Here is a 16,525-nt window from a genome sequence, read left to right on the forward strand (position 1 = left end):
CGATGTTAACTTAACAGCATCGATGTGAAAGGAGATGCCGGATGGCACTCGCCGCGGTGGTGTTCGACCTGGACGGTGTCCTCGTCGACAGTGAACACCTTTGGGAGGAGAACTGGGTGGCGTACGCCGCCCGGCACCACACCGAATGGACGGCTGAGGACACCGCGTCCGTGCAGGGGATGAGCGCGCCCGAATGGGCCGCGTACCTCGCGAAGCGGTCCGGCACCCCGGAAAGCGCGGCCGAGGTCGAGCGTGCCGTGGTGGACGGCATGATCGCCGCGATCGAGGCGGGCGAGGCGCCCCTGCTGCCGGGCGCCGGTGAGATGGTCCGCGAAGTGAGCGCGAAGGTCCCGGTCGCGCTGGCGTCGTCGGCCGCCCGCCGGGTGATCGACGCGGTACTCGGCAAGCACGGGCTCACCGGTGAGTTCTCCGCGACCGTCTCCAGCGCCGAGGTCGCCAGGGGCAAGCCGAGCCCGGACGTCTACCTCGAAGCCGCGGCCAGGCTGGGCCGGTCCGGCGAGGAATGCCTGGGCGTCGAAGACTCCAGCAACGGCATCCGTGCCGCCGCCGCGGCCGGGCTCACCGTGATCGCGTTGCCGAACCCGGTGTACCCGCCGAAGCCGGACGCGCTCCAGCTGGCCGCCGAGGTCGCGGAGGACAACGACGACGTGCGGCGCAAGCTGCTCGCGTACCTGTCCGGTGAACTCGCGGAAACGAGCCGACGATGACCGTCCTCGGCGCCGCGGAGACGTTCAAACGCGACTGGCTGGACGGGTTCGTCACCGCCTACGGGCGTTCGGTGCGCAAGGTGCCCGATGCCTACGGCGTGCTGCGCCGGGAGGCTTCCGCGCCCAAGGTCGCGGTGGTGATCGGCGGCGGCTGCGGGCACTACCCCGCGTTCGCCGGGCTGGTCGGCCCCGGCCTCGCCGACGGCGCCGTGGTGGGTGACGTGTTCACCAGCCCGAGCGCCGAGCAGGTCTATCGCACGGCGCGGGCCGCGGAGAGCGGCGCCGGCGTGCTCTTCGGTTACGGCAACTACCAGGGCGACGTGCTGCATTTCGGGCTCGCCGCGCGCAGGCTGGCCGCGGAGGGCGTCGAAAGCCGGACGATCCTGGTCACCGACGACATCGCCAGCGGTCCCGCCGACGCGCCGGAAACGCGCCGCGGGGTCGCGGGCGACTTCCTGGTCTTCAAGATCGCGGGTGCCGCCGCCGAACGCGGTGACGATCTGGCCGCCGTGCACGCGGTGGCGGAGAAGGCGAACGCGAACACCCGGACCTTCGGCGTCGCGTTCGGCGGCTGCACCCTGCCCGGCGCTTCCGCCCCGCTGTTCACCGTCGGCGAGAGCGAGATGGAGCTCGGGCTCGGCATCCACGGCGAGCCCGGCGTGCGCACGGTCGGCAGGCTGAGCGCACGGGAGCTGGCCGACGAACTGGTCGACGGCCTCCTCCCGGAGCTGCCCGCCGGTGACGGCCGGGTGGTGGTCCTGCTGAACGGGCTGGGCCGCACGAAGTACGAGGAGATGTTCGCGACCTACACCCGCGTGCACGAACGGCTCGCCGCGGCGGGGCTCAGCCCGCTGCACACCGAGGTCGGCGAATTCGTCACGTCGCTCGACATGGCGGGTGTCTCGCTGTCGATCCTGGTGCTCGACGACGAACTCGCCGAGCTCTACGCGGCCCCTTGCGACACCCCGGGCTACCGGAGCACCGGTGCGGCGCTGGCACAGGTGCCGTTGGAGTCCACAGTTGACTCGCTGCTGGCCGAGACCGCGCCGGGCCGGGGCATCGTGGACCGGGCGTTGACGGCGGCCCTGCACGACATCGAGGCCAACGAAGCCGAACTCGGCAGGTTGGACGCGGTCGCGGCGGACGGTGACCACGGTCTGGGCATGACCAGGGGGATGCGGGCCGCGGTGGCCGCCGCGCGACGCGACGAAGGCTCCCTGTCCACCGCGCTCCTGGCCGCCGGGACGGCGTTCGCCGACGCGGCGGGCGGGGCGTCCGGTGCGCTGTACGGAGTCCTGCTCGCCGAGACCGGCGCGGGGCTGCGGGGGCTGGCGGGAGAAGAGGTCACCACGGAAGCTCTCGCGGGCGCGGTGGACGGCGCGGTGCAGGCGTTCGTCGAACTGGGCAAGGCCGAGCCCGGCGAGAAGACCATGCTCGACGCCATCGAGCCGTTCAGGCTGGCGTTGCGCGAACAGGCCGACGCGGGCGCCGACGTCCCGGAGGCCTGGCGGAAGGCGGCCCAGGTCGCGGTGAGCGCGGCCGAGGCCACGGCGGACCTGCTGCCCGCCAAGGGACGGGCGGCGCGGTTGGCGAAGCGGAGCGAAGGGCATCCCGATCCCGGGGCCACTTCGTTCGCGTTGCTCGTCACCGCGGTCGGCCAGGCTTTGGGAAAGGAAGACTGAATGCGGATCGTGGTGGCGGCGGACAACGCCGGGGTCGCCCTCAAGGACCAGTTGCGTGACCTGCTCCTCGCCGATGACCGGGTGGACGAGGTCACCGACCTCGGTGTGGCCGATGGCTCCGACGACAAGGCGTACCCGCTGCTCGGCCTCGCGGCGGCGGAGGCGATCGCGCGGGGCGAGGCGGATCGCGGCGTGCTGGTCTGCGGGACCGGGATCGGCATGGCGATCTCGGCGAACAAGGTCCCGGGCGTGCGGGCCACGGTCGCGCACGACTCGTACTCGGCCGAGCGTTCGGTCAAGTCGAACGACTGCCAGGTGATCACCTTCGGTGCCCGGGCGATCGGTCCCGAGCTGGCGAAGAAGATCGTCACCGAATGGGTCGGCTACCGCTTCGACCCGGCCTCGGCCAGCGCGAGCAAGGTCGCGCACATCACCGAATACGAGCAGGCTCACTGAGAATCGCCCATCACGGGCACGGAGAGAGGACGCAGAGTTGCGGATACTCGCTGCGGGAGACCATTTCGTCGGCAGCGGCCTGCTGGCCGACGCCGTCCGTGCCGAGATCGGCGCCGGGCACGAGCTCTCGGAACTGACCCTGCCGTGGCCGGTGGAGCCGTTCGGCCCGGTCGCGAACGTGCACGAAGCGAGCGGCACCGAGGAGCAGGTGATCGAGGCGCTGGCGGGAGCCGAGGTCGCGGTGACCCAGATGGCGCCCTTCACCAAGCAGGTGTTCGCCGCCGCGCCGGGGCTCAAACTCGTGTCGGTGTGCCGGGGAGGACCGGTCAACGTGGACCTCGCGGCGGCCACCGAGGCGGGGGTCGCGGTGACGTACGCGCCCGGCCGCAACGCCGGCGCCGCCGCCGAATTCGCGGTGGGGATGATCCTCGCCGCGATGCGCCGGATCTCGACGTCCTCGGCCGAACTGCTGGGCGGCACGTGGCGCGGTGACTACTACGCCTACGACCAGGCCGGTCTCGAACTCGACGGGACCACCGTCGGCCTGGTCGGGTACGGCGCGATCGGCGCGCGGGTGGCCAAGGTCCTCGTGGCGTTCGGCGCGAAGGTGCTGGTCTCGGACCCGTTCGCCGACCCGGCCAAGATCGCCGCCGACGGCGCGGAGCTCGTCGAGCTGGACGATCTGCTGCGCCGCAGTTTCGTGGTGAGCCTGCACGCCCGGCTCACCGAGGAGACCCGGCACCTGATCGACGCCGCCAAACTCGCCTTGCTGCCGAAGGGGGCAGTACTGGTCAACTCCGCGCGCGGCGGCCTGCTGGACTACTCCCCGCTGCCGGAAGCCCTGCGTTCGGGACGGCTCGGCGCGCTCGCGCTCGACGTGTACGACGTCGAGCCTCCGCCCGCGGACTGGGCACTGCGGGACGCGCCGAACGTGATCGCGACCCCGCATCTCGCCGGAGCCAGCAGGCAGACGGCGGAGCGGGCGGCGAACATCGTCGCCGCCGAGGTCGGCCGGTACGTTCGCGGGGAAGCGCTCGCGAATCCGGCGAATCCCGAGGTCCTGCGGCCATGATCATCGGCGTCGACATCGGCACGTCACTGACCAAGGCGGTCGTCTTCGACAAGGCCGGGATGTCCGTGGCGAGCGCGTGCACCACGTCCGAAGTGCACCACCTGCCGGGCGGGCTGGTCGAACAAGACCTCGACCAGGTGCTCGGCACCGTCGCGACGGTGGTGCGCGAGGTCGCCGCCGGTCTCGACGGCCCGGTCACCGCGTTGGCCCTCACCGGTCAAGGCGACGGCCTGTGGCTTCGCGGCGAATCCGGTGAGGCGGTGCGCCCGGCGATCTCCTGGCTCGACGGACGGGCGAACTCCCTGCTCGCCCGATGGCAGGCCGACGGAGTGACCAGGGAGGTGTTCCGCCGCACCGCGTCGGGAATGTTCCCGGGTTGTGCCGCGGCGATCATGTCCTTTTTGGACACTCACGAACCGGAGTCGCTGGACCGGGCGGCGGTGGCGGGTTACTGCGTCGACGCGGTGCTCCAGCGGCTGACCGGCGAGATCACCGTCGACGCGTCGGACGCTTCGCTGCCCTTCCTCGACCCGGCGACCCGCCGCTACGACGAAGACGCCATCGCGGCCGTCGGGCTCTCCCATCGCCGGAGCCTGTTCGTGGAACCCGCGGCGCCGAAGACCGTCTTCCGCTTGGACGAGCACGGAGCCGCGCTGCTCGGTCTTCCCGTCGGATTGCCGGTCACCGCGGGGCCGTTCGACCTGCCCGCGAGTGCCATCGGCGCCGGTGTACGACGCCCGGGCGACGGCATCCTGACGGCGGGCACCACCCTCGCGTGCCAGGTCCTGACGGATTCGGCGGATTTCGATCCGGAGGGCGAGCCCGCGGGCATGTTCCTCTGCACGCCGGAAGAAGGCGAGTTCCTGCGGGCGATGCCCGCGATGGTCGGCACCGCCGGCATCGACTGGGTGTGCCGCCTGTTCGGCATCGCGGTCGAGGAGATCGGCCCGCTGCTCGACGCGAGCAGGCCGGGGGCGGGTGGGGTTCGCGCGCTGCCGTTCCTCTCCGCGTCGGGGGAGCGAGCGCCGTTCGTCGACGCTTCGGCGAGGGCGCAGTTCTCCGGACTGAGCCTGGAGAGCGAGCGCGGCGACATCGTCCGGGCGCTGTGCGAGTCGATCGCATACGCGGCAAGGCATTGCTTCGACGCCGCCGGGCTGACCGGCACGTTGTACGCCTGCGGCGGCGGGGTTCGCTCGCTCGAATGGACGCGCATCTTCGCCGACGTTCTCGGGCGGCCCATCGTGATCCCCGGTGATCCCGGGGTCGGCGCCCGGGGAGCGGTGATCGTCGCGGCGGACGCCCTCGGCGAACCGGTCGACCGGGAACTCTGGGCGGAAAGCGCACGTGTCGTCGAGGTCCGGCCCGGGAACGTAGAGTTCTACGAGCAGGGCTACGCCGACTATCAGGCCTCACTGGCCGCGGCCCGCGGACTCTGGAGGTTGTGACGGTGATCCTGGCCAAAGAACGCTTGGCGGTCTGCGAATTCGCCCGGCGGATGACCACCGACGGGCTCGTGGTCGGCACTTCCGGCAACGTGTCCGCGCGGCAGGGCGAGCTGATCGCGGTGACCCCGACAGGAGTCGACTACGCCGCGCTGCGGCCGGAGGACGTACCGGTCGTCGGCCTCGACGGGGAAACCGTCGAAGGCTCACTCAAGCCGACGAGCGAACTCCCGATGCACCTCACCGTGTACCGGCAGGCGGCGGATCCCGACGGCAAACCGGTCTCCGCCGTGGTGCACACGCATTCCGTGCACGCCACGGCGGTCTCCACCCTCGTCACCGAAGTGCCGCCGATCCACTACATGCTCGCCGCGATCGGCCCGACAGCCCGCGTCGCGGCTTACGCGACATACGGCACCGAAGAGCTCGCCAAAGTGATGCTGGAAGCCCTGGAGGGCCGCCGTGGCTGCCTGCTGGCGAACCACGGCACCATCACCTTCGGCGACAGCCTCGCCTCCGCGTACAGCCGGGCACAGCAGCTCGAGTGGGTCTGCCAGGTGTGGCTGACGGCCCGGGCGGCGGGAACACCGAACCTGCTCCCGCCCGCCGAGATCGAGCACGTCGTGGAGAAACTCCGCGGCTACGGCCAGCGCTGACGGCGCTAGGAAGCGGCGGGCTCGGCCTCGAAGTCCGTGGCGTGTACCGCGTCGAGGAGCTCGACGACCGTCGGATCGTCGACGGCTTCCTTGATGCACTGCCACAACTGAAGATTCGCCAGCGCCCAGCGGGAGTAGTTCTCCGCCGCTTTGGGGTTGTAGAAGTAGTAGCCACTGTCGTGGACATCGCGTTGCTCGCCGACGATCTTGTGCGCCAGCTCGCGGAGGCTCAACCCGTTCTCCCGCAGATAGCGGTGGGCGAGCACGACGGGCGTCACCGGCAGCGCCTTGAACAGCGTGTCGGCGTCGCTCAATGCCTGGGCCTCGAGCGAGATGTGCCGGCCCCTGGTGGCCATCTCGGCTTCGTCGATGATGTCGTCGATCCACCGGGCCACGGTCTCTTCGACACCGCATTCCCGCAGGATGCTCATCCGAAGGTCTCGTCCGGCGGCCGCGGGGGAGTTCCGGTGCACGATGTAGTTCACATCGTGCACCAGCGCCGCCACCTCGACGACGGCGCGATCCGCGCCGTTGTGTTCGGCGAACCCCGCGGCCTTGGCCCGGACGAAACTCACGTGGTGCCAGCCGTGGAACTGCAGTTTGTCCGCATAACGCCAGCACAATCGCCGGACGTGGTGATCGACGGCTTCGATGGTATGGGAAGGAATCGTGTTCTTTCGCGCGCGCATACACCTCTCCGATCCCGTTTACGGACGGGTGGAGTAAGGGTATGCGCCTTCGGCGGCGGTGTGTAGTCAGATGCGGCTTGCCAGGTCCCCCAATCGGACCTCGACCGGAACGTGACGATGTCCGATTCCGGTCTTCGGGTCATAGGAAAGACTGAACTCGCTCACCGGCCGTGACTTCACCAGAAAGGTCATAGTCCCTTCGGTGGCCTCGGGAATCCGATGGAACTCGTCCGCGTACATGACGCCCGCCGAACCCGTCTGGCACAGCGTGCTCCGTCGTAACCGAACCGATGTGATCAATCCGGAAAGTTGATCTCGCAGGGTCGAATAACGCTCGTGGACATAGTTGCCACGGAGGATCGTGGTGCAGAAGTGATATCTGTGATTGTGGACGGAATCGGCGTACCCCTCACGCCAGTCCGACGGCGCCTTGTACTCGTGAAGCCAGATCGAAAAGGGGTCGGTCGGGCAATCGAGCAGGCACCAGGCGAAATGGGTGGTGGTCTCCCGGGACCGCTCGAGGACCGCGCTCGCCTCGTCCGGGCTCAGCGAAGCCAAATGCCGCCGGAGGTCGTCGCGCAGCGCTGGTCTCGACGTCCAGTCGCGAAAGATCCCGTCGACGATCTGCCAGTGCTGGGTCAGCGGCAGATCCGTGGTCCGGAGCAGCGTGGAGAGCTGGGTGAGGGGGGACAAGCGAGTGAGCAACTTCAGCTCCTCAAATCTAGTGCCGTGCGACGCCGAGAGGTCAGGGGTTCAACCCGGCGAGTGTGGTGAACTCCTTCCGGAAGGTGTGGAATTTCCCTTCCAGTTCGAGGAAGTTCTCTTCGGACAGGGGAGAGCCGGTGATCTTTTCGTACAGGGCGAGGAAATCCGCCCTCGTCGTCGTGGTCGAGATGCGAAAGTGCCGTCCGGAACGAGATTGGGACACGCGCAGGAACTCGGAACGTTCCTTGTTGTACAGGAACGAACCTTCGCTGAACCGCAGCGTACGCGGGTACAACGTGGTCGCGCCGCGGATGTCGCTGTACAAGGTCACCCAAACGCTCTCGTCGAACACTTCGAGCCGGTCCAGTGGCGGATCCGCGACGACGGTGATGTCCACCAGCGAGCACCGGCTGCGCGCCAGGAACAATCCGACGAGACCGATGCTGATCTCGTCGTTGAGCCGCTTCCGGATCGTCTCGTAGTCCATCCCCGCTTCTTCGCTGCGCAGCAGATAGCGCGCCCTGCCGCCGATCGCTCCGTCGTCGCGGGGATCGGCGATGACCACGCGAAGCTCCCGTTCGGTGCGGGACAACAGCAATCGAGCCGCGGCGTGCCTGCCGGAGAACCCGCGGAAGAAGTAGTGCCTGGTCATGTCGAGGTCTTCGGTCATGACCCGGTTGAACAACGGATCCGGATCGGTGGTCGCCTCGAAGACGTGGGTGGGGAAGAATTCCTTGTTGAGCGAACGATATTCGGCGCTGAGCGCTTCCAGCGCCCGGCGGCTTTCCTCGATCACCGGGGTCACCATCGCGCGCTGTGACGCGGTGGCGGTGATCAGGGTCTGGCCGAAGCCGACCACCGCGGAGATCAGGGTGCCGGTGCCCAGTGAAGTGAGCAGCGTCTTGCCGGCGCCGGGATCCATCATGCTGGAGATCCACAGGCTGAAGCCCGCGACGACGACCAGTACGGTGAGCAGCAGACTCGTCCTGGTCCAGAAGATCTCTTGCAACGGGGTACGGCGGAGCCGATCGGCTTCCGCGGGCACGAAGGTCACCTCCTTGATCGGCACTCGAACGGAAGAACGCAGTGCGTATCTGTTCGAGTGCGGGGAGTTACTCTACGCGCATCGTGACAATGTCGAAATAAGAAATTCGGGGGAAAGCTACCAACAACGAATGTGACGCACCGCGATGCCGGTTTCGCATCGGAGGTTTCGCCGGATCGCGGAAAAACCACTCACGGAGCGTGCGGAAGGATTCCTTCGTACCACGCGGGTCCGGGCTTCGCCGACGACAAGGTTTCGACGACCGCCGAAGACGGTGCGGCGTACACCGTGGGGAAGTCGATCTCGCCTTTGCCCGGGTCCAGAGTCCACGCGAGCCGCTCCTCTTCCGGCAGGCCCGCTTGTATTAAAGGAAAGCGCGCGTCCGCACCGTTTTTGTTGCCTCTGGGGTCGAGCCGGATCCATCGGTCCAGGCCGGCGACGTACACGCCGTTGAGCCCGTGCAGTACGCCGATCCGCTGATAACAGAACCCGGCCGGGATGCCTTGGCTGCGAAGCAAGGCGGCCAGCAGATGGGCCTTCGCGTAGCAGAGCCCGACTCTCTCGCGCAGAACCTCGGAGGCCATAAGGGTGACCCGGGGATCGGCGGCGTCCACCGTATGGTCGATCTCGTCGCGCACGAAGTGAAACATCGAACGAATCACGTCGACTTCGGTGCCACCGGTCGGTGACAGTCCGTCAGCCGTTTCGCGGATCAGCGGGTGATCGTGATCGACGATCGCGTCGGCGGCGAGATAGTCGTCGAGCCGCTCGGATTCGATCTTCAGTGCGATTTTCACGTGGCGCCACCCAATACCGTGTCGACGACCTCTTCGAGGAATTTCGGACCGGCTTCGCCCCCGCGCAACAGCAGCCGGAACCAGATCGCTCCCGCGAGCAGATCCATCACCAGAACCGGATCGACGCCGTCGCGCAGCTCGCCTCTCGCCGTGGCTCGTTCGAAGATCGGCTCCTCGCGTGCCATGCGGTCGGCGAAGAAACTTCTCGCCACGTCACCGAGTTCGGGGCGCCGGGGGCCCGCGGTCAAGGTCGCCGTGACGACCGGTGCGGTGCGGTCCGAGGTCAGCAGCCGGTGGATTTGCGTTGCCACGGCGAGAAGATCGCCACGCAGGCTGCCGGTGTCGGGGAGGTCGACGGCGAACAGGTCGGAATCGCGCAGCGCGGCGGCCAGAAGCGCGTCCTTCGACGGCCACCATCGGTACAACGTCGTCTTGTTGACGCCGGACCGGGCGGCGACGGCCTCGATGGCGAGCTTGTCGTAGCCGTGCTCGGCCAGAAGCTCGAGGGTGGCGGCGAAGATCGCCTCGGCCTTGCGCGGGCCGTTCCGGGTGCTCACCGGGCAACAATACAACGCACCGTTGCGTTGTGCGGCGAGCAGGCGTACGTTGCAACGCAACGGTGCGTTGTATTCAGGAGGTAGTCCATGGTCCCCCTCGTCTTCGTCCACGGCATCCGGCTCAGTCGTGCCGCCTGGACCGAGCAGCTGGAGCGCTCGGCGCATCCCGCGAAAGCGGTCGACCTGCCGGGACACGGCGCCCGGCGAGGCGAGCGGTTCACCCTGGCGGCCGCGGCGGACGCGGTCGCCGATGCCGTCGAGGAGCCCGCTCTGGTCGTCGGGCATTCCCTCGGTGGCTACGTCGCCATCGCCGCGGCCGCGCGGTATCCGGAGCGCGTGGCAGGCCTCGTCGTCGCGAATTCGACTTACCTGCCCGGCAGAACGCTGGAGACACCGTTCCGCGTAGCGCACCGCTTGCTCATGCGGCTCCCGGACCGGGGTGAAGGCCTCAGCCGATGGCAGTTCCGAAGTGCCCTGCCACCGAAACTCGCCGAAGCGGTGATCGGCGGCGGCATCGCGACCGAGGTCATCCCGGACGTCGCCAAGGCCTTCGCGGACTTCGACGTGCTGGCGGAACTCGCGGCCTATCCGGGCCCCGCCTGGATCGTCAACGGGGCACGCGATCACTTCCGCCGCCACGAACGCCGCTTTCTCGACGCCTGCGCCGACGGGCGCCTCGTCACCGTGCCGAAAGCCGGGCACTACCTGCCGATGGTGCGGGGCAAGGAGTTCTCGCTGCTGATGCTCGAGGCGGCCCGCGGCCTGTCGATCTCCGGTAAATCGGAGGCGCCCGGCGCCGCCCCCGGCTAAGATGATCGGCATGTGTTCCGTCATCCACACTTGGCAGGCCGTTCGTACCCGGTCGACGCGCTGACCCTGGTGCCGCCCTCGTCGGCGTCAAGGTCCACACGTCCACCGTTCGCCAAGGGATGACAAGGATCTTTCACCATGCGCGCACTTTCGCGCCCCATTTTCGTCTTCGTTCACGGCGGCTCCAGTAATGCACGGGCGTGGGGCCCGTTGCAGAACGAACTGGCTCTGCTCGGCTACCGTTCGCACGCCGTAGACCTGCCGGGCCACGGCGACCGGGCGGACAGCCCTGCCGCCTACTACCGCCAACCCCAGGACCTCACCGCACTGGCTTCCGCGCCCTCCCCGCTGCGCGGAATCACGTTGCAGGACAACGTGCGGCACGTCGTGGACACCCTGCGGCGGCTCGACGGCCAGGGGCCGGTCGTCCTGGTCGGCAACAGCCTCGGCGGGCTGACGATCAGCGCCGTCGCCAACGCCGCGCCCGAACTGCTCGGCCGCGTCGTCTACCTCTCCGCCCTCTGTCTCAGCGACCCGGCCATGCTCACCGAACCGTGGGACGTGGTCGACGACAACCTGCTGGACGCGCTGGCGGCGCGGATCACCGTGCCTGAGGTGGACGAACCCGGCGTGGCCCGGCTGAACTGGCGCGGTGCCCACGGCGACCCGGCCTTGTTCGCCGAGTTGAAGACCGCCATCATGGCCGATTCCACCGACCACCAGTTCCGGCTGTTGCTGGATTCCCTGGATCCGGACGAGAGCTACGCGGTACTCGAGCCGGGCGCCTTGGTTCAGGCCGACAGGTGGGGGCGTGTCCCGCACACCTACGTCCGGCTCGCCGAGGACCTCAGCATCACTCCGGCGGTGCAGGATTACATGATCCGCAAGGCCGACGAGTTGACTCCGCACAACCCGTTCGAGGTGCGCACCCTGGTCTCGTCGCACGTCGGCTACTTCAGCCGGCCGGGGATCTTCGCCGAACTGCTGGTCGATCTCGTCTGAGACAGCGTCCCCGCCGCCGGTTTCGGCGGCGGGGACGCGTCAGGCTCGCAGCCTGTCGATCTCCTCCGTGAGCTCGGAACGCAGCGAGTCGTGCTGAGGTCCCAGTGAAGCGGCCCAGTTCTCCACCGGATACAGCCAGACCGGCCGTCCGGCCACGTCGGCCGGTTCCCAGTCGTACCGCGGCCAGACATGGGCGTGCAGGAACGGATCCGTGTTGCCCAGGATCTCCAGATTCACCCTGCGGAAACCCGGATCCCTGCGCGCACAGACGTTTTCGACGGCTTCGCCGAGCAACTCCATGTCCGACAGGAACTCCAACCGCCGCGGTCGCGGTAGGTCGGTCAGCCTGCCGATGGCGGGGGTATCGGCCAGCAGAACGCAGTAGCCGGGAAGGAACTGCGTATCGCCGATCACCGCGAAACCCGCGTCCAGCCGTCGAAGCACCGTCGGGTTCTCCCCGCGCAACGCCGAACCGATCCGATCCCGCTTCCAGTCGTCGATCATGCGGCCAAGCTAACCGACCGGGAAGATCGAACCACCCTTGCCGGTGAACTGGGTGGTCAGCCGGACGGGCTCCTGATGCGGAGCCAGGACGATCGAGGCGAACGGCGTCGCGGCGGCCTGTGACCCGTAGTTGGTGTGCAGGTGTGCGCTGACGTGCACGTTCCGGTCGGCGGGGATCTCGAACGTGACCGCGCCCCAGGAGACCACGAACTGCCTGCCGTCGATGCTCACGAGGGGCGCGTACGGCACCATGGACGACGGGAACGGGCGTATCTCGATGGTGAGCAGCCGCCGCGGACCGTCGTGGTTGTCGACGTACGGGATCACGCCGGGCAGCTTGGCCAGATCGGTCGGTTCGGTCATCTTCCGGGCTCCCTCAGAACTGGTAGTAGAGGAACGGGCTGAACGTCCCGGTCGCGATCAGGATGGCCGCGTACACCAGCCCGACGGTCATCACACCGATCCGCAGCGCCGTGGCGGTGCGGCTCCGCGAGGACTCCAGCAGCGGCCCGGTCACCGGATGCGCGGGCAGGAACACGATCGCCAGCGCGCACAGCAGGATGACCAGCCGCTGGTTGGTCACCGCGCTCTCGACGACGTCGGTGAGGCCGGTGAAGTCCGGCAGCACCATATGCCCGATCATGCCGAGCGCGTGCGGCAGATCCTTGGCGCGGAACAACACCCAGCCGAAGACCACGAGCACGAGTGTCAGCGCGCGGCGGCCGATGCGGGCGGCCCTCGACTCGGGGGTGACGTCGTAGCCGAAAGCGCGTTCCACGATCAGGATCGCGCCGTGATACATGCCCCAGATCAGGAACGTCCACTGCGCGCCGTGCCAGAACCCGGTCAGCACGAACACGATGCACAGGTTCCGGTAGGTGCGCCCGGCGCCGGCGCGGTTGCCGCCCAGCGGGATGTAGACGTAGTCGCGGAACCAGCGCGACAGCGACATGTGCCAGCGCCGCCAGAACTCGGTGATCGTCACCGACGAGTACGGTCTCGCGAAGTTCTCCGGGAGCCGGAAGCCGAGCATGCGGCCGAGCCCGATCGCCATGTCGGAGTACCCGGAGAAGTCGAAGAACAGCTGCAGGGTGTACCCGATCGCGCCGAGCCAGGCGATCGCGAAGGTCATCTGGTCCGGTGGCGTGCTGAAACAGGCGTCCACCATCGGGCCGAGCGAGTCCGCGATGATCGTCTTCTTGCAGAGCCCGAGCGCGAACCGCGGGAAACCGGCGGCGATGTCGTCGAGGCGGTGGGACCGCTGCTGCGGCAGCTGGTCGGCGATCTCCCGGAACCGCACGATCGGCCCGGCCACCAGCTGCGGGAACATCGCGATGTACGCGGCGAAGGACACCGGGTCGCGCAGCGCGCGGCGTTCACCGCGGTAGATGTCCACCACGTAGGAGATGTGGTGGAACGTGTAGAACGAGATGCCGATCGGGATGATCAGGTCGGCCACCGGGAAATCGCCGCCGAACCAGTGCGTCACGGCCGCGATCTGCTGCGTCGCGAACCCCGCGTACTTCCAGATCAGCAACATGCCGACGTTGAGGCCGATGACCCCGAGCAGCAGCCGCTTGCGCCGCTTGTTCCGCAGGTCCCAGGCGTTCGGTTCCAGCGCGGGCCCGACCAGGTAGTTGACCACCATGCAGCCGAGCAGGACCAGCGTGTACGGCCCCGCGCCGGTGGCGTAGAAGATCAGGCTGCCGACCGCGACGATGCCGTTCCGCCAGCTGCGCGGGCACACCAGAACGGCGAGCAGGACCGCTGGCATGAAGTACCACAGGAACAGCGGTGAAATGAACGACATCGGTGCGAGGTCCCCCAGGGCGGTTACGCGATATGCGCTGGTGACCTTAGCCTGCGTACCCGTTGGCGGAGCTGAAATGGCCTCGGAAAGTGACCACGCGCATGAACCCGCACGGCCGGAGGCTCCGCTGTCGCCGGTTCACCGAAAGACACAGCCCCCGCACCGTGTGGCGAAGTGCGGGTCAGACACGTCCCGCGAGCCGTCGGCGGCGAGCCACCTCGGCCAGCAGCACCCCGGCCGCGACCGACGCGTTGAGCGATTCGACGCCCGCCGCCATCGGGATCGACACGGTCGCGTCGCAGGTCTCGCGCACCAGCCGGGAGAGACCGCGGCCTTCCGAGCCGAGCACGATGACCAGCGGATCCGCCGCGAGGTCGAGTTCGTCGATGTCCACCGAGCCGTCCGCGTCGAGGCCGACGACCATCAGGCCGTCGTCCTTCCACGCCTTCAGCTGGCGGGTGAGGTTGGTGGCGACGGCGATCGGCAGCTTGGCCGCGGTGCCGGCGGAGGTCCGCCACGCGACCGCGGTCATGCCCGCGCTGCGCCGCTCCGGCAGGAGGACCCCCTGCGCGCCGAACGCGGCGGCCGAGCGGATCACCGCGCCGAGGTTGCGCGGGTCCGTGACGCCGTCGAGCGCGACGAACAGCGGGGTCTGCCCCGAGTCCTTCGCCACGGCCATCAGGTCACGCGGATCGGCGTAGACGAACGGCGGGACCTGCAGGCCGAGGCCCTGGTGCATGGCCCGGTTGGTCTTGCGGTCCAGTTCCTCGCGCGGGATCTCCAGGATCGAGATGCCCTTGTCGCCGGCGAGCCGGACGGCCTCGTTCACGCGGTCGTCGATCTCGATGTTGATCGCGACGTACAGCGCGGTGGCGGGCACGTCGGCGCGCAGCGCCTCGACCACCGGGTTGCGCCCGGCGATCAGCTCCGGCTTGTCGGCCTTCTTCTGCCGCGCCTGGTCCTTGCGGTCACGCGCGTTGGCCATCCGGTACGCCTTGTGGCCGGGCCGGTCCTCGGCCTTGGGCGTCGGGCCCTTGCCTTCGAGGCCCTTCCGGCGCTGGCCGCCGGAGCCGACGACCTGACCCTTCTTCGTGCCGGGCTTGCGAATAGCGCCCTGGCGCCGGGAGTTGCCTGCCATCAGTGAGAATCCTTGAGCTAGAAACCGAGTAAGTGTCAGACGTCCTTGACGGTCCACTGTGGACCGTTCGGGGTGTCCTCCACCACGATGCCCGCCTGCTGGAGGCGGTCACGCGCGGCGTCCGCACGGGCGAAGTCCTTCTCGGCGCGGGCCTGCTGCCGTTCGGTGAGCAGCCCTTCCACGAGTTCGGACAGCGCCTGCCGGGTGGGCGTCTCATTGCCGCCCGCCTCGGACCAGCGCGCGGAGAGCGGGTCGAGGCCGAGCACGTCGGTCATCGCGCGCACGGAGGCGGCGATTTCGAGTGCCTTGGAATTGTCGGCCGCGTCGAGGGCGGCGTTACCGTCGCGGACGGTGTTGTGCAGCACTGCGAAGGCCTGCGGAGTGGCCAGGTCGTCGTCGAGCGCGGCGGCGAACCCGTCCGGGATCTCACCGAGGTGGACCGCGCCGGCGATGCCCGCCGTGCGACGGAGGAACTGCTCGATCCGCCGGTAACCCTGCGCGGCTTCGGCGAGCGCTCCGTCGGAGTACTCGATCGTCGACCGGTAGTGCGGCTGGACCAGGTAGTACCGCAGTTCGGGCGCCCGGTAGTCCTTGAGCATCTGCGGGATCGAGACCGTGTTGCCCAGCGACTTCGACATCTTCTCGCCGGACATGGTCACCCAGGCGTTGTGCAGCCAGAACCGCGCGAACGGGTCGCCCGCCGCGTTCGACTGGGCGCGCTCGTTCTCGTGGTGCGGGAACACCAGGTCGACGCCGCCGCCGTGGATGTCGAACTCCGCGCCGAGATAAGCCGTCGCCATCGCCGAGCATTCGAGGTGCCAGCCGGGACGGCCGGAACCCCACGGCGTCGGCCACGAGGGCTCACCCGGCTTCGCGGCCTTCCACAGCGTGAAGTCGCGCGCGTCGCGCTTGCCCTCGCCGAGGCTCTCGCCCTGCTGGACCTCGTCGAGCTTCTGGCCGGAGAGATCGCCGTAGCCGTCGAACGCCTTGACCGAGAAGTACACGTCGCCGCCCGAGGCGTACGCGTGCCCGCCGTCGATCAGCCGCTGCATGAGCTCGACCATCTGCGTGACATGCCCTGTCGCCCGAGGGGCGATCGAGGGCGGCAAGCAGCCGAGGGCCTCGTACGCCGACTCGAAGGCGCGCTCGTGCGTGGCCGCCCACTCCCACCAGGGACGATCCGCCGCGGCGGCCTTGGTGAGGATCTTGTCGTCGATGTCGGTGACGTTGCGGACCATCAGCACGTCGAGTCCACTGTGGACGAGCCAGCGGCGCAGGACGTCGTAGTTCAGCGCGCCGCGGACGTGGCCGATATGGGGAACACCCTGCACGGTGGCACCACACACGTACATGGACGCCGTTCCGCTACGGGCGGGATGGAATTCCCGCACGCTCCGGGTCGCCGTGTCATAGAGGTGTAGTGCCACCCTAA

The 16,525-nt window shown here is 68.6% G+C and carries 18 protein-coding genes; 8 read left to right on the plus strand and 10 right to left on the minus strand.

All coding sequences use genetic code 11. From position 1 onward, the window contains the following. Positions 1-41: 41 nt before the first annotated feature. From CVV72_RS32380 to CVV72_RS32405, 6 genes are read left to right on the plus strand one after another with little or no spacing between them, the layout of a single operon-like run. On the plus strand, positions 42-728 hold the full coding sequence (locus CVV72_RS32380; RefSeq protein WP_219147671.1) for an HAD family phosphatase: 687 nt from the start codon (positions 42-44) through the stop codon (positions 726-728). Next, positions 725-2,410 carry a dihydroxyacetone kinase family protein gene (locus CVV72_RS32385; protein ID WP_219147673.1) on the plus strand — a complete coding sequence of 562 codons (1,686 nt, stop codon included), beginning with the start codon at positions 725-727 and terminating at the stop codon, positions 2,408-2,410. Before CVV72_RS32380 ends, CVV72_RS32385 begins: the two co-directional genes overlap by 4 nt. Further along, entirely contained in the window at positions 2,411-2,866 is a 456-nt protein-coding gene (locus CVV72_RS32390) for a ribose-5-phosphate isomerase (protein ID WP_219147675.1), read from the plus strand. Between the two features lie 37 nt (positions 2,867-2,903). Then, a complete protein-coding gene (locus tag CVV72_RS32395) occupies positions 2,904-3,938 on the plus strand; it encodes a 2-hydroxyacid dehydrogenase (RefSeq protein ID WP_219147676.1) in 1,035 nt (344 codons plus the stop codon). Beyond that, entirely contained in the window at positions 3,935-5,383 is a 1,449-nt protein-coding gene (locus CVV72_RS32400) for an FGGY-family carbohydrate kinase (RefSeq protein ID WP_219147678.1), read from the plus strand. The genes CVV72_RS32395 and CVV72_RS32400 overlap by 4 nt, the downstream gene beginning before the upstream one ends. 2 nt (positions 5,384-5,385) lie before the next feature. Further along, positions 5,386-6,036, plus strand: coding sequence for a class II aldolase/adducin family protein (locus CVV72_RS32405; protein WP_219147681.1), 651 nt, complete (start codon positions 5,386-5,388; stop codon positions 6,034-6,036). A gap of 5 nt (positions 6,037-6,041) precedes the next feature. Here the strand turns inward: CVV72_RS32405 and CVV72_RS32410 are convergent, their stop codons facing one another. From CVV72_RS32410 to CVV72_RS32430, 5 genes are all read right to left on the minus strand, one after another. Further along, the gene (locus CVV72_RS32410; RefSeq protein WP_219147683.1) at positions 6,042-6,725 is read right to left on the minus strand and encodes an HD domain-containing protein; all 684 of its coding nucleotides are present in this window, start codon (positions 6,723-6,725) and stop codon (positions 6,042-6,044) included. 66 nt (positions 6,726-6,791) lie between these two features. Beyond that, positions 6,792-7,430, minus strand: coding sequence for a hypothetical protein (locus CVV72_RS32415; RefSeq protein WP_034310175.1), 639 nt, complete (start codon positions 7,428-7,430; stop codon positions 6,792-6,794). A 40-nt stretch (positions 7,431-7,470) separates the two neighbouring features. Beyond that, entirely contained in the window at positions 7,471-8,517 is a 1,047-nt protein-coding gene (locus CVV72_RS32420; RefSeq protein WP_255632809.1) for a hypothetical protein, read from the minus strand. A gap of 149 nt (positions 8,518-8,666) precedes the next feature. Continuing rightward, entirely contained in the window at positions 8,667-9,272 is a 606-nt protein-coding gene (locus CVV72_RS32425) for a transglutaminase family protein (RefSeq protein WP_219147688.1), read from the minus strand. Next, entirely contained in the window at positions 9,269-9,829 is a 561-nt protein-coding gene (locus tag CVV72_RS32430; protein ID WP_219147690.1) for a TetR/AcrR family transcriptional regulator, read from the minus strand. Before CVV72_RS32430 ends, CVV72_RS32425 begins: the two co-directional genes overlap by 4 nt. Before the next feature lie 87 nt (positions 9,830-9,916). Here CVV72_RS32430 and CVV72_RS32435 point away from each other — a divergent pair, with 87 nt between their 5' ends. Together CVV72_RS32435 and CVV72_RS32440 are read left to right on the plus strand one after the other, a co-directional pair. Continuing rightward, positions 9,917-10,639: an alpha/beta fold hydrolase gene (locus CVV72_RS32435; protein ID WP_219147692.1), complete on the plus strand. Its 723-nt coding sequence runs from the start codon at positions 9,917-9,919 to the stop codon at positions 10,637-10,639. A 138-nt stretch (positions 10,640-10,777) separates the two neighbouring features. Continuing rightward, complete coding sequence (locus tag CVV72_RS32440; protein ID WP_219147694.1) at positions 10,778-11,641, plus strand: alpha/beta hydrolase; 864 nt, start codon at positions 10,778-10,780, stop codon at positions 11,639-11,641. 39 nt (positions 11,642-11,680) lie between these two features. Here the strand turns inward: CVV72_RS32440 and CVV72_RS32445 are convergent, their stop codons facing one another. From CVV72_RS32445 to cysS, 5 genes are all read right to left on the minus strand, one after another. After that, on the minus strand, positions 11,681-12,145 hold the full coding sequence (locus CVV72_RS32445; RefSeq protein ID WP_219147696.1) for an HIT family protein: 465 nt from the start codon (positions 12,143-12,145) through the stop codon (positions 11,681-11,683). Between the two features lie 9 nt (positions 12,146-12,154). Next, entirely contained in the window at positions 12,155-12,508 is a 354-nt protein-coding gene (locus CVV72_RS32450; RefSeq protein ID WP_219147698.1) for a hypothetical protein, read from the minus strand. A 13-nt stretch (positions 12,509-12,521) separates the two neighbouring features. Beyond that, positions 12,522-13,955 carry an MBOAT family protein gene (locus CVV72_RS32455; RefSeq protein WP_219147700.1) on the minus strand — a complete coding sequence of 478 codons (1,434 nt, stop codon included), beginning with the start codon at positions 13,953-13,955 and terminating at the stop codon, positions 12,522-12,524. Between the two features lie 181 nt (positions 13,956-14,136). Continuing rightward, on the minus strand, positions 14,137-15,093 hold the full coding sequence (gene rlmB / locus CVV72_RS32460) for a 23S rRNA (guanosine(2251)-2'-O)-methyltransferase RlmB (RefSeq protein ID WP_034310192.1): 957 nt from the start codon (positions 15,091-15,093) through the stop codon (positions 14,137-14,139). A gap of 35 nt (positions 15,094-15,128) precedes the next feature. Then, the gene (gene cysS / locus CVV72_RS32465; RefSeq protein WP_219147702.1) at positions 15,129-16,520 is read right to left on the minus strand and encodes a cysteine--tRNA ligase; all 1,392 of its coding nucleotides are present in this window, start codon (positions 16,518-16,520) and stop codon (positions 15,129-15,131) included. Positions 16,521-16,525 lie beyond the last annotated feature (5 nt).

The organism is Amycolatopsis sp. TNS106 (genome assembly GCF_019330265.1).
Taxonomy (GTDB): Bacteria; Actinomycetota; Actinomycetes; order Mycobacteriales; family Pseudonocardiaceae; genus Amycolatopsis; species Amycolatopsis lurida.